This is a genomic window from Micromonospora nigra (assembly GCF_900091585.1).
Classification (GTDB): Bacteria; Actinomycetota; Actinomycetes; order Mycobacteriales; family Micromonosporaceae; genus Micromonospora; species Micromonospora nigra.
In genome coordinates, this window is sequence record NZ_FMHT01000003.1 from 2,715,552 (window position 1) to 2,728,195 (window position 12,644).

Consider the following 12,644-nt stretch of genomic DNA (forward strand, 5'->3'; position numbering starts at 1 on the left):
CCGGCGCCCCCTCCACGGCTCGTCATCGGTCGAGCCAGATGTTCCGGTAGAAGCGGTAGGTCGGGGTGGGGTCGCCGCGGTAACCCATGACGTCCTTCTGCACCACGTCGAAGTCCGCGTTGAGGAAGGTCATGGCCACCGGCCCGCGTTCGGCCAGGATCTTCTCGGCCTGCTGGTACAGCTCGTCGCGCTTGTCCCGGTCCAGTTCGGAGCGGGCCCGCACCACCAGGTCCTCGTACTCGGGGTCGGACCAGTTGCCGTAGTTCAGTCCGCCGCCGGAGAGGAAGCTGGCGGTGAACCGCTCGTCGGGGTCGTAGGTCAGGCCGAACCCGGACTGGTACATGTCGAAGTCGGCGGACTTGGTCTTGGTGTCCGCGATGGTGGCCTCCACCGACTCGATGGTCACCTTGATCCCGATCTTGGCGAGCTGCTGCTGCTCCACCTCGGCCGAGCGCACCTGGAACGCCGACGTGGCGATGACCAGGAGGTTCGTCTCGAAGCCGTCCGGGTAACCGGCCTCGGCCAGCAGGGACTTGGCCTTCTCGATGTCGGGCTCGCCGTACACCGGCTCGGACAGCGCGCCGAACCGGTCCGGCGGCAGGTATCCCGCGTTGAGCGGGGTCCCGAAGCCGGAGTTCGCCACGTTCAGGATCTCCTGGCGGTCGAGTGCCAGGTAGATGGCCTGCCGGACCTTCACGTTGTCGAACGGCGCCCGGGAGGTGTTGAGCCGCAGGTGCAACGACAGCGAGCCGGAGCCGCCGTACCACTTGAGGTCCTCGTCGCGCTTGAGGGCGTCGATGAACTCGGGCGCGGGACGCCAGAGGAAGTCGACCGTGCCGCTGCGGATCGCCGCGGCGCGGGCGTTGTCGTCCGGGTTGAAGGTGAAGTCCATCCCGTCGAGGTAGGGCACACCCGGTTCCCAGTACCTGTCGTGCTTGTCGAGCTTGATGGCCTGGCCGGCGACCCGCGAGGCCAGCTTGAACGGGCCGCTGCCGCCGTCGACGCTGCCGTTGAGGCCGCCCTCGGCCTCGGCCACCGTGCGGTCCACGATGGAGGAGGCGGCGGTGGAGAGCAGGGTCAGGATGGCCGCGTTCGGCTTGCCCAGCTTGATCTCGACGGTCTGCTCGTCGAGAGCCGTGACGGAGGTGATGCCCTCGTAGCTGCGGGCGCGCGGCGCCCGGGTCGCCGGGTCCTGGATCCGTTCGATCGAGTACTTCACGTCCGCCGCGGTCACCTGGCGCCCGCTGTGGAAGTAGGCGTTGTCGCGCAGCTTGAAGGTCAGCGTCAAGCCGTCCGCGCTCTGCTCCCACGACTCGGCGATCGCCGGCTTGATCTCACCCCGGTAGGAGTGCACCAGCGACTCGTAGACCTGCTCGTTGATGACGAAGGCCGAGGTCTCCGACATGCGGTGCGGGTCGAGTTCGTTGGCGTCCAGCCGGATCATGATCCGGAGTCGGCCGCCGGGCTTGGGGTCGCCTGCCGGCTGCGACTCGTCTTCGAGTCGGACGTTGCCGGTCAGACCGTCGTTGGCGTTGTCGCCGTTGGGGGAGGGCGGCTCACCGCCTCCGGAACAGCCGGCCGCGAGCGCCGTGACGACGCCCACCGCCAGCAACCTGGTCATGAATCGAGTTCGCATGGGTCTCCTTGGCTGAAGTCACGATCGACGCGGACAGGTCAGGCCGGCTTCCAGACCTCCCCGTAGACCCGCAGCCAGTTGCCGCCGAGGATCTTGGTCACGTCCTCCGGTGAGAAGCCGCCGGCCAGCAGCGCCTCGGTGAAGTTGGGGAAGTCCGAGGCGTCGTCCATGCCGATGGCCCGACGCTCGGTCCAGCCGAAGTCGCCGAGCAGGTTCTGCTGCTCCTTGGACTTCGACTGCGCGATGCTCCGCAACTGCGCGATCCGCATCTGCTCGGTCCACGTCTCGTCGTAGTCGGTGGCGATGGCGACGTGGTCGACGCCGGCCACCTCCACCACCCGGCTGACGTGCTCGACGAAGCGGGTCAGATCCGGCCGCCGGGACGGGGCGTCCGGGTAGTACAGGAACCCTGACAGGGTGGTGATGCCCATGACGCCGCCCTGCTCGCCGAGGCTGCGCAGGTATCCGTCGGACTTGGCCCGGATGTGCGGCGACATCGCGTCACAGAAGGAGTGGGTGACCACGACCGGCTTCGCCGAGGCCTCCATGGCGTCGAGGCCGGTGCGCTCGCCACAGTGCGAGACGTCGACCAGGATGCCCAGTTCGTCCATCGCCTCGACGAAGGCGCGGCCCTTGTGTGTCAACCCCGCGTCGGTCTCCTCGCCGCAGCCGGCGCCGAGCAGGTTCTGCCGCTGGTAGGTCAGTTGCAGGATGCGGACGCCGAGGTCGTAGAAGGTGCCGAGCAGGTCGAGGTCGACACCGATCATCTCGGTGTCCTGCGGGCCGAAGATGACGGCTTCCTTGCCCTCGGCCTTGGCCCGCTCGATGTCGGCGACGGTCAGCGCGAGCAGCACGTCGTCGGGGTGCTTGTCGATCCACCGGCGGCACCGGTTCACCTCCCGCAGGGCGGTGGCCGTGTCGGCGTACGGCGTGGTGACCGTGTGGTTGACCGCGGTGACTCCCCCTCGCCGGATCCGGTCGAGGTGGGCGTCGCTGAGTTCGATGACCGTACTTCCGTCCACCACGATGGCGGCGGAGTGCAGCTCGGTCGCCGAGAGGACGGGACTTTCGGGGGCGGCAATGTTCACGTCATCTCCAGGATCATCGGAAGATGGTGAGACCCTACGAGTGACGCCAGTTCTTGTCTATAGATTCACTGGAACTCGTCGCATCACAGCTCGATACCGACGAAATTCGTCGTTCCGGGGTGGGCATACCCCCTACCAGGATCACCCGGTGACGAACCACCCGATAAGTCCTTGCAACAGGCTGATATCCGAAGGTTCCGATATGACCTGATTACCAAGCGATCCGGACGCCGCCTCAGCGATGGGAGGCGTCGGTTCCGGCTCGGTGGGTACGGGTGGGGGCATGTGCTCTGACGGACGACCCCCAAGCGGCCTCCCATGATGACCGGCACCTGGCCACTCGTACCCAGCGTGATCGCGCTGCTCGCCGCGCTGGTGGCGATCCTGTTCGCGGGCGGGGCGTTGGCCCGTACGGCGGACGAGCTGGCGGACCGGACCGGCATGGGCGAGGCGGTGGCCGGTGCCCTGCTGCTCGGCGCGGTGACCTCGCTGCCCGGCATCGCGACCACGATCATCGGTTCGGTACGGCAGGACGCCGAGTTCGCCCTCGCCAACCCGATCGGTGGAATCGCGGTGCAGACGGTGTGGCTGGCCATCGCCGACCTGCTCTACCGCCGGTCGAACATCGAGCACGCGGCGGCGTCCCTGGAGAACGTCCTGCAGGCACTCGTCCTGGTGGCGCTGCTCTGCCTGCCCGTGGTGGCCTACGCGACGCCCAAGCTCGCCATCCTCTGGGTGCACCCCGCGAGCCTGCTGATCCCCGTCATCTACCTGTACGGTCTGGTGCTGCTGCGCCGACTGCGCCGGGAACCGATGTGGTTCGCCCGCCGCACCAGCGACACCCGCCAGGACGTGCCGGCCGAGGAGTCGTCCGGAGCGAGCATCCGCCGTCTGTGGTTCCGACTGGCCGCGCTGGCGGCCGTGGTGGCCGCCACCGGTTTCCTCATCGGTCAGGGCGGGCTGGGCGTGGTGGCCGCCTCGGGTCTGCCCAGCGGCTTCGTGGGCTTCACGCTCACCACGGCGATCACCTCACTGCCGGAACTGATCACCCTCATCGCGGCGGTCCGCATCGGGGCGTTGACCCTCGGCATCGGCAACATCCTCGGTGGCAACGCCTTCGACGCCTTGATGATCTTCCTCGCGGACGCCACCTACCGGCCCGGGTCGATCTACTCCGAGGCGAACCTGTCGGGACTGCTGTTCACCGGGATGACCACCCTGATGACCGCCACGCTGGCCGCCGGACTGGTCATCCGGGAACGCCGGGGGATCGGCTTCGAAGGGGCCGCCATCCCACTGATCTACCTGGCCACCGTCGTGCTGTTGCTGATCCGGCCGGGCTGAGGAAGCCCTCCTTCCGGACGGGATGGTTCCGGGCTGCCCACGGGTGCCGGTGACCGGTACCGACCACGGCGGCCCGACCGCCCGGGCCGAGCACGGCGGCCCGGCCGAGCAGCACGGCGGGCCCGGCCTGCGCCGAGCCCGCCGTTCCGGTTCCAGCTGATCACGAGCCGCGAGGACGCTCCCCCGACCAGGCAGGCTCCGCCATCTGTGATGGTCAGGACCGCCCGCGCCGGACCCGCGTCAGGCATCAGCGTTGCAGGGTCAGGATCCCCGGCCGGTAGGGCAGGAGGCCGTAGTCGCCGCCCGAGTTGGGGGACCGGCCCTGGTAGAGCAGTTGCAGGTTGCAGGCGTTCACGGTCATGGTCTGATCGGCGTTGGTCCGGATCAGTTCGCCGTGGCTGATGTCGTTGGTCCAGGTGGCTCCGCTGTTCGCCTTTCCGGCGAAGGGATTGCTCTCGGTCGCCGCCTGCGGGATCCACGAGCCGCCCAGACTGGTGGCGGTGAACGAGCGGAAGTAGCGACCCTGTGAGCCGATCGCCTCGACGAGCATGAGGTACCGGTTCTCGCCCTGCAGCTTGTAGACCTGAACGGCCTCGAACAGGTTGTTCGTGGTGTCGCTCATGATGGTCGTGTAGTTCGAGCCGAAGCTGCCCGGGAAGTTCCCGATGGGCATGCTGGCCCGGTAGATCTTGCCGTTGTCTCCGGCGAAGAACAGGTACATGTTCTGGTCGTCACCGATGAGCGCCTGGTCGATCGGCCCCGTACCGGAGCCGGTGATGCTCCCGGTGAACAGCGTCTGCGGCGCCGACCAGCTGTTCACGTTCGTCGGGTCGGTCGAGGTCCGGTAGGAGAAGGCGGGACCACCCCACTGGTAGGCCAACACCCAGATGTTGCGCGGCGCGAAGTGGAACAGCGACGGCGCGACCGCGGAGAACGGCATCGCGTTCTGGCTCGCCGAGCCCATGTCGGACCAGTTGCTGAACAGGCCGAAGTTCATCGACCCCCATCTCGTACCCGTGTCGTGTGTCGTCGCGTACACGAGCTGCCGGCCGTTGTAGGGGGCGTGGGTGAAGTCCTTGAGCGACACCCATCCCGACCTCGGCTGTGCCAGCGGACCCGTCGAGTTCCAGCGGTACGTCGACGGCAGCGCACACGTGCCGGGCGGGGGCGTCGTCGGTGGCGGCGTGGTGGGGTTGCCCCCACCGTCGACGCGGACGAGTTGCCACTGCTGGTTGCTGCCACCCCAGTCGTCGTACTGCACGATGTTGCCGCCGTCAGCGGTCGAGCCGCCCTGCACCTCCACCGCCTTGTTGCTGTGCCGGTTGATCAACCGGACGTAGCCACCGGTCGAGTCGGCCAGCCGGAACTGCTGGTTGGATCCGTTGCCGTCGGTCCACTGCACGATGCTGGCACCGTTGGCGGTCGACCAGTTGTAGACGTCCAGCACCTTCCCGGACAGCCGCGACCTCAGCCGGTAGTAGCCACCGCCGGAGTCGACGAACTGCCACTGCTGCTGGTCGCCGTTGTTGCGGGCCCACTGGGTGATCCGGGCCCCGTCGTTGGTGGCCAGGTTGTACACGTCCAACGCCTTGCCGCTGTTGCGGTTCACCAGCACATACCACGCGCTCGTGTCGACCGTCGCCGCGGCGGCGGGCGTCGACACCACGGCGGCGCCCGCGACACCGACAACCAACGCCGTCGCGCCGGCGGCGACGATCCGTGACAACCACCCACGCCGCCGTGACGGCGGCGCGATCGATGGAGACCTACCGGGGACAGACATGATCCTCCTCTGACGACCAAGAGCCGAACGGTCCACCCGGGAATGGGCGCACCGCGCCGCACGGGCCAGGCGAGGCGTAGGTCGCGTCAGCGTTCACTGTCCTTACGTCCGCCCTGGCGCGTGCTGATCCAAGGTCGACAAACCAGACTTGCCCGGTAAGCCAAGGCATCGCCGCCCTTGACTATCGACTGTCAGCGATAACATTCCGTTCGTCAAGCCGAAACTTTTCCGATCGACGACTCGTGGCACACGAAGCACCGGGGGTAACCGCCTGCCATCGCCGCCCGAAGGGATCCCTGCCGCATCACCGCCCAGCCACCCCGGGCAGGCATCATGTTGTCGCTAACAATCGACAACGGCCCTGAGGTTGACCATCACGCCCCACGATCACGGCCCGATCAGGCGTCCGTGTCAGCAGGCGGAAACGGCCGGGCAGAGAGCCAACAGGTCCGCCGGGCGATGCAGCACCACGTCGGGGCCCCCGGCGAGCAACTCGCCGACGTCCTCCGGCGGTGCCCACAACGCAGCCGCCGAGGCGACGCCGGCGCCCCGGGCGCTGGCCACGTCGGTCGGCGCGTCACCGACCATGATGGCCCGTTCAGGTGGCACGTCGAGCAGGTTCAAGGCATGCCGCACGATGTCCGGGGCCGGCTTGGGCCGGGCGACCTCGTCGGAGCCGATCACATGTGCGAAGAACGGGAGCAGGCCCAGCTGGTCGAGAAGGGACCGCGCCCTCGGTCCGCTCTTGCCGGTGGCGATGGCGAGCCGCAGGCCCCGCACCCGCAGGGTCAGCAGCAGTTCGAGGATCCCCTCGAACACCTGCACCTTGTCGGCGAGTCGGTAGCTCTCACGGACGAACGGCTCCTCCATCGCCAGCGGCAGATTCATGATCCGCATGATGTCCGGGAAGTAGCGACCCAGGTGACGCCGGTACTCCTCGAACGGGGCGGGGCCATCGCCGACGACCTCGGCGTACGCGGTGGCGAATGCTTCGCTCATCACCGCGAAGCTGTCCACCACGACCCCGTCGAGGTCGAAGATGACCGCATGCCTGACCGGCGTCGAGGTGTCAGGCGCAGGGGCTGGCCGGTCGACGATCGGGAACGCCATGAAGCACCTCTCTACTGGTACGTAGGCACCGCTCGCCGGCTCCGCGCCGATCCCGCCGACGCGTAGAAGCTCTCGATCATCCGCACGATCGGCCGCGCCTCGGCGATGGCCCGGCCACGGTTGCCGGGATCGGCCAGCATCGCGGCGAGGCCGTCCAGCTGCCGGCTGTACTCGATGCCGACCTGTTCGACCGGCGCCGCGAGCCGCGTCGTGGCCCCCTTGCGGGTCAACGTCAGCTCGGGCTCGGGCTGACGATTGGAGCTGAAGCCGAAGGTGCACTTCAGATCCACGACCCCGGCACTACCCTCGACATGAATCGACGAGATGTCACGCGCCTCGTGCGACGCCCAGCGGGCCCGTAGGGATACCGAAACGCCGTCGTCGCGTACCAGGAAGCCACGCGCGGTGTCCTCCACGTCGGCGGGGCGGATGCCGGGTTGGTCCTGCCGCCACGCCGCGCGCCAGGCGTCGACGTTGACGAAGTCGTCCGACGTCACGCCGATCACCTGTGTGAAGTCGGCCGGACCGAGCAGGTACGCCAACGTGTCGAGCAGGTGCCAGCCGAGGTCGAACAGCGCACCCCCACCGGCCTTGTCGCGTTGGGTGAACCAGCCGCCGGCCTGCGGCACGCCACGGGCCCGTACCCAGCCGAGGTCGACATGCCGGATCTCGCCCAGGTCCGGCAGGGCCTGCCGCAGTGCCTGGACGTCGCCTCGGTACCGGGCCGCGCTGCCCGCCAGGAGCATCCCGCCGCTGCGTTCGGCCATCGCGAGGATGTCGGCCTCGGCAGAGGTCAGGCACACCGGCTTCTCGATGAAGACGGAGATCCCGGTGGCGAGCAGGGCGCCCGCCACCTCGACGTGCAGATGGTTGGGTACCGCGACGACGGCCAGATCGACCTCCCGCGCGGTGAGGGCGTCCGCCGTGGGACGTACGGCGATGCCCGGCACCTTCCCGAGCACCGCGTGCGACGCCGGGTCGGCGTCGACGACCGCGACCACCTCGAAGTCGGCATGCTCACGTAACAGCGGCAGCCACAGCTCCCGCCCTGCCCAGCCGAGCCCGACCACCGCCACCCGGACCGTCATGCGGTGGCCACGACGTCGGCAACGATCTCAGCCGTCGCGTGCATCTCCTGCTCCCCGGCCAGCAGCACCCGGTGGTGCAGCCAGATGCAGTCCTGGCTGATGGCATCGGTGTTGGGGCAGCGATCCGCGATGGCTTCCAGGCTCTCGTCGGGTACGCCGAACTCCCAGAAGGCCTCGGTGCGGTAGATCGCGCGGAACCCGGCGAACGCAGGCAGTCCCCTCTCCACGAGCCGATCGACCAAGGCGTTGCGGTTCTCCTCGCTGATCCCGGGGACACGGAACATCGCCATGTAGTGCGAGTTGCGGTCGGCCCGCACATCGCCGCCCTGTGGCACGACGCCGTCGATCGCTCCCAGCAGCTCAGACAGGAGGGTCCAGCGCTGGTCGCGCACGGCGATCTGTTCGTCGAGGCGACGCAGCTGCGCGCGCAGCACCGACGCGGAGAACTCGTTGAGACGCATGTTGGACCCGGAGATCCGGTGCAGGTACCGGCGGTCACCCCGTGGCCGGCCGCAGCTGTGCCGCAGGAACGCCATCTCGTAGCTCTCCGTCTGACCCTCCGGAAACACCACGGCGCCGCCCTCGCCCGCGGTCATCAGCTTGCCGTTCTGGAAACTGAATGTGGCGATGCTGCCGAGCTCTCCGACGCGCTTGCCCTGCCACTGCGCACCGTGTGCGTGCGCGGCGTCCTGTAGCAACGGCACACCGTTCTCCGCGGAGATCTTCGCCAGCGTGTCCATGTCCGCCATGAGCCCGGCCATGTGCACCGGCATGATCACCTTGGTGCGAGGCGTGAGGGCGGCGACGACCGCTGCGGGGTCGATGTTGTAGGTGTGCGGGTCGACGTCGACCGGAACGGTGACCGCGCCGAGCCGCTGGGCCGCCTGGGAGGAGGAGATGAAGGTGAAGGCCGGCACGATGACCTCGGTACCCGGCCCGACGCCCATGACCTGCAGGGCGAGTTCCAGCGCGTGCGTACCGTTCGTGACAGCCAGCGCGTGCTCGGCGCCATGGTGATCGGCGAACTCGCGCTCGAACGAGTCCACCTCGTCGCCACCCATACGCCACCATTGGCCCTGATCGAGCGCACGGATCAGGCCCTCACGCTCGGCATCGTCGTACTGTGGCCACGCGGGGAATTTCGGTGCCTGTCGCACGTCCATGTCTCTCCGAATTCTCCGTGGTGGGTCCGGTTCAGGAAGAAGCGTGAATGGCCATGGGCTCAGGAACCGCGATTCAGCCTCTTCGCCCATGCTATGGTCACTCTAGGTAGCCAACATCCCTCGTCCTGGTAGTGGTCGACGCATCGTTCAACACGAATCGGCGAGGTCCCGGCCATCCGGTCCTGCCCGGCCGTCCGAGCGCCAACCGGCCAGCATCTCCGCGACGAAGTACGCCAGCTCGACCGACTGCTCGGCGTTCAGCCGCGGATCGCAGGCCGTCCGGTAGCGGGTGGGCAGATCGCGCTCACCGATCCCCGAGGCGCCCCCGAGGCACTCCGTCACGTCCTCGCCGGTCACCTCGACGTGAATGCCTCCGGGATGGGTACCGAGTTCACGGTGCACCTCGAAGAAGCCGGCGATCTCGTCGACCACGTCGTCGAAGTGCCGGGTCTTGAACCCGTTCCCAGCCTGCAGGGTGTTGCCGTGCATCGGGTCGCACTGCCAGATCACCTGGTGTCCGGACGCGCTGACCTTCTCCACGATCGGCGGCAGGACGTCGCGGACGAGGCCGTTCCCCATCCGACTGACCAAGGTCAGCCGTCCCGGGGTGCAGTGCGGGTCGAGGCGCTCCACGTACTCGACGGCCAGCTCCGCGGTCACACTCGGGCCGATCTTGATTCCCACCGGATTGGAGAGCAGCTCCGCGAACGCGATGTGGGCGCCGTCAAGCTGACGGGTCCGCTCACCGATCCACAGGAAGTGCGCGAGCCCGCTCATCAGCCGGGCCTCCGGGCCGCTGTCGTCCGCCCAGAGCACGGTCCGCTCGTAGTCGAGCAGAAGCAACTCGTGGCTGACGTACACCTCGCTCCCGCCGAAACGTCGGACCAGCTCCATCGCACCGGCCGCATTCACGTGGGCCCGCAACATGCGTTGCGGGTCGGGCGTTCTGGCAGCGGGGGTGGGTTCCGCGGAATTGATGATGTCGCCGCGGTAGACCGGAAGACCCGACGCGTCCACGGCGTTGGACCGGGGCTTGGCGTACTGCCCGGCCATGCGTGCGATGGTGACCAGCGGCAGGTCGGTGGCATGGGTCAGCACATCGGCCATCCGCGCCAGGACCCGCAGGTTGGCCCGCAGGTGCGAGACGGTGTTGTCGGCGAAGGTCTCGGCGCAGTCGCCGCCCTGGAGCAGGAACGCCTCACCGCGAGCGGCCGAAGCGAGCCGGTCGGACAGCCGCGCCGTGTCCGACGGCGTCACGATCGGGTCCGCCTGCTGTAGCTGCTCGACGACGGCACGGGCCCGCTCCGGAACAGGCCAGCAGGGCTGTTGGGCGGCCGGGCGGGCCAGCGCCTCGGCCAACCGGCGGTTCAGGACCCCGTCCTCCGGGTGGCGATCGTGGATCTGGCCTCCGGTGTCGGCCGGCCGGTGCGGGAACCGTCTCATGTCAGGACCACGTCGGTGGTGACGGCCCCGACGAGCGTGTCCATCGGCGCACGCGGCATCTCCTCGATGACTCGGACGACCACGTCCTGCGGCACATCACTCACCAGCTCCGCGCCCGAGGGCCCGTCCAGGACGAAACCGAGCCCGCTGACCGCCTTCTTGTCCCGGTGCATCTGGCGGACGAGGAGCCCTGGATCGACCTCGGCGGGCAGGGCGGTGGGCAGACCGTAGTGACGGACGACAGCCAGGTGCTCATCCGCCCTGGACTGTTCGACCCGGCCCAGCGCATGTGCCAGCCGGCCCGCGAAGACCGTGCCGATGGCGACCGCCTCGCCATGACGCAGCGCGAATCCGGTCGCCAGCTCGAGCGCGTGGCCCAGCGTGTGGCCGTAGTTGAGCAGATGCCGCTTCCCGGTGTCCCGCTCGTCCACCGCCACGATGCTCGCCTTGAGGGTCACACTTGCGGCGATCTGCTCGGTGAGCGGCAGGCCGCGTAGGTCACCGGCGCCGATGAAGTGGCAGCGGGCGATCTCGCCGAGGCCGCTCAGCATCTCCCGTGGCGGCAGGGTCGACAGGTAGTCCGTGTCACACAGCACCGCGCGGGGCTGCCAGAACGCGCCGATCAGGTTCTTGCCGTCGGGCAGGTTCACCGCCGTCTTCCCGCCGACACTCGCATCCACCTGGGCCAGCAGGGAGGTGGGCAGGTGGATCACGTCCACGCCCCGGTGATAGAGCGCGGACGCCAGCCCGACGACGTCGGTGGTCGTCCCGCCGCCGCAGGACACGACGACGTCGGACCTGGTGAGCCCGAACCGCACGAACTCGCCGCACAACGCCTCCACCGTGGCGAGGGTCTTGCCCTGCTCGCCATCGTGGGCGGGCAGGAGCAGGGTTTCCACACCGGTGTCGGGCACCCATTCCCGTGGACGGGCCGACACGACGACAGCCCGTTCGGCGCCCAGCCGGCGCACCACCCCGGCGAGCGACGTGCGAACTCCCTCGCCGATCAGCACCTCGTAGGAACGATCTGCGAGGGGCACCGGAACTGTTCTGGTCACCGTGTTGTCTCCCGGGCGTCCTGTGAGTTCCGGAGTGCCGAGACAGCGGTCCTCGTGTCCACCACACCGCCGTAGAAGGCCCACATGAACCGGGTGCACTCCGTCATGCAGTCCCGGCAGAACTCGACGAACCGCGCGAACAGACGATTCTCGTACTCCATCGTCTCCCCTTTCTGCTGCCGACCGGGCACGAGCTCAGTCGAGGTTGCCGGAGAGGATGCGGGACAACAGCATCCGATGCTCGTCGTCGTCGGTGATCGTGCGCACCTGTTCCCGGCCGTTGCGGACGCTCAGATACCGGCGCTGTCGCAGGAACACCTGCCCGTTCTCGACGGCCCGACCGCACAGGACCTCCCTGGTGTCGTCCCGCCCCGGCTCTGACAGGACGTCGCGCAGGTTGTCCTCCAGTTCCTTCCAGTCGCTCCACTGCCGGGGCTGGGTCGTGAAGGTGTAGACGACCCCCCAGCGGGTGGCCACCCCCCTGCGCTGCAGCGCGAACCCGGAAGAGTGGTCGACCAGCCGGAACTGGTTCCCGTACTGGGTTTGCACCGTGTCGCAGAGCCGCAGCGGTTCGACGTAGGTCGGGCCCGGGTAGCCGACGTCCACCAGCCACTCGTCGCCGTCCAGGGCCACCCGGCCGAACATGTGCTCGACATCGGTCCCGAATGCGGCCCGCCCCTCCACGGTGCTACCGGCCAGCAGCGTGACGTCGTAGCCCAGCTCACCCAGGAGGCGGTAGAACAGGCGGTTCAGGTGGTAGCAGGCACCACCGCGCCCCTCGACGACGCTCCGCTCGAACACCGCGTCGTCATCCAGGTCGACCACGTCTATCCCGTCGGCGACGCCGTACGCGAGACTGCTGTACGGAATCGTCATGAGGTGCCTCTTGTGCAGCGTCCGCAACGTACTGATGTCCACGCCGGTCTCCCGA

At 68.5% G+C, this 12,644-nt stretch carries 11 protein-coding genes; 1 reads left to right on the plus strand and 10 read right to left on the minus strand.

From position 1 onward, the window contains the following. Positions 1-22: 22 nt before the first annotated feature. Both GA0070616_RS11565 and GA0070616_RS11570 read right to left on the minus strand, forming a co-directional pair. Positions 23-1,636 carry an ABC transporter substrate-binding protein gene (locus GA0070616_RS11565; protein WP_091080729.1) on the minus strand — a complete coding sequence of 538 codons (1,614 nt, stop codon included), beginning with the start codon at positions 1,634-1,636 and terminating at the stop codon, positions 23-25. Between the two features lie 38 nt (positions 1,637-1,674). Then, entirely contained in the window at positions 1,675-2,724 is a 1,050-nt protein-coding gene (locus GA0070616_RS11570) for a dipeptidase (RefSeq protein ID WP_091080732.1), read from the minus strand. 318 nt (positions 2,725-3,042) lie between these two features. On the opposite strand from GA0070616_RS11570, the gene GA0070616_RS11575 reads away from it, so the two are divergent. Then, entirely contained in the window at positions 3,043-4,068 is a 1,026-nt protein-coding gene (locus tag GA0070616_RS11575; RefSeq protein WP_245712731.1) for a sodium:calcium antiporter, read from the plus strand. A gap of 247 nt (positions 4,069-4,315) precedes the next feature. Here the strand turns inward: GA0070616_RS11575 and GA0070616_RS11580 are convergent, their stop codons facing one another. From GA0070616_RS11580 to GA0070616_RS11615, 8 genes are all read right to left on the minus strand, one after another. After that, positions 4,316-5,851, minus strand: a complete 1,536-nt coding sequence (locus GA0070616_RS11580; protein WP_091080736.1) for a non-reducing end alpha-L-arabinofuranosidase family hydrolase — start codon at positions 5,849-5,851, stop codon at positions 4,316-4,318. 411 nt (positions 5,852-6,262) lie between these two features. Continuing rightward, positions 6,263-6,961, minus strand: coding sequence for an HAD-IA family hydrolase (locus tag GA0070616_RS11585; protein WP_091080741.1), 699 nt, complete (start codon positions 6,959-6,961; stop codon positions 6,263-6,265). Between the two features lie 11 nt (positions 6,962-6,972). Next, the gene (locus tag GA0070616_RS11590) at positions 6,973-8,049 is read right to left on the minus strand and encodes a Gfo/Idh/MocA family protein (protein WP_091080745.1); all 1,077 of its coding nucleotides are present in this window, start codon (positions 8,047-8,049) and stop codon (positions 6,973-6,975) included. Then, a complete protein-coding gene (rifK, locus tag GA0070616_RS11595; protein WP_091080748.1) occupies positions 8,046-9,212 on the minus strand; it encodes a 3-amino-5-hydroxybenzoate synthase in 1,167 nt (388 codons plus the stop codon). Before rifK ends, GA0070616_RS11590 begins: the two co-directional genes overlap by 4 nt. A 147-nt stretch (positions 9,213-9,359) precedes the next feature. Further along, a complete protein-coding gene (locus GA0070616_RS11600) occupies positions 9,360-10,655 on the minus strand; it encodes a 3-deoxy-7-phosphoheptulonate synthase (RefSeq protein WP_091080755.1) in 1,296 nt (431 codons plus the stop codon). Continuing rightward, positions 10,652-11,713 carry a 3-dehydroquinate synthase family protein gene (locus GA0070616_RS11605; RefSeq protein WP_091080759.1) on the minus strand — a complete coding sequence of 354 codons (1,062 nt, stop codon included), beginning with the start codon at positions 11,711-11,713 and terminating at the stop codon, positions 10,652-10,654. The genes GA0070616_RS11600 and GA0070616_RS11605 overlap by 4 nt, the downstream gene beginning before the upstream one ends. Then, positions 11,710-11,874: a hypothetical protein gene (locus GA0070616_RS28080; protein ID WP_175440049.1), complete on the minus strand. Its 165-nt coding sequence runs from the start codon at positions 11,872-11,874 to the stop codon at positions 11,710-11,712. Before GA0070616_RS28080 ends, GA0070616_RS11605 begins: the two co-directional genes overlap by 4 nt. A gap of 34 nt (positions 11,875-11,908) precedes the next feature. Further along, the gene (locus GA0070616_RS11615) at positions 11,909-12,625 is read right to left on the minus strand and encodes an arylamine N-acetyltransferase (RefSeq protein WP_281188597.1); all 717 of its coding nucleotides are present in this window, start codon (positions 12,623-12,625) and stop codon (positions 11,909-11,911) included. Between the last annotated feature and the right edge of the window lie 19 nt (positions 12,626-12,644).

What these genes read in the sequence shown, in the direction of transcription:
- GA0070616_RS11565 (WP_091080729.1), bottom strand. Translation starts at nt 1,636, where the DNA reads ATGCGAACTCGATTCATGACCAGGTTGCTGGCGGTGGGCGTCGTCACG.
- GA0070616_RS11575 (WP_245712731.1), top strand. Translation starts at nt 3,043, where the DNA reads ATGATGACCGGCACCTGGCCACTCGTACCCAGCGTGATCGCGCTGCTC.
- GA0070616_RS11580 (WP_091080736.1), bottom strand. Translation starts at nt 5,851, where the DNA reads ATGTCTGTCCCCGGTAGGTCTCCATCGATCGCGCCGCCGTCACGGCGG.
- GA0070616_RS11585 (WP_091080741.1), bottom strand. Translation starts at nt 6,961, where the DNA reads ATGGCGTTCCCGATCGTCGACCGGCCAGCCCCTGCGCCTGACACCTCG.
- GA0070616_RS11590 (WP_091080745.1), bottom strand. Translation starts at nt 8,049, where the DNA reads ATGACGGTCCGGGTGGCGGTGGTCGGGCTCGGCTGGGCAGGGCGGGAG.
- rifK (WP_091080748.1), bottom strand. Translation starts at nt 9,212, where the DNA reads ATGGACGTGCGACAGGCACCGAAATTCCCCGCGTGGCCACAGTACGAC.
- GA0070616_RS11600 (WP_091080755.1), bottom strand. Translation starts at nt 10,655, where the DNA reads ATGAGACGGTTCCCGCACCGGCCGGCCGACACCGGAGGCCAGATCCAC.
- GA0070616_RS28080 (WP_175440049.1), bottom strand. Translation starts at nt 11,874, where the DNA reads ATGGAGTACGAGAATCGTCTGTTCGCGCGGTTCGTCGAGTTCTGCCGG.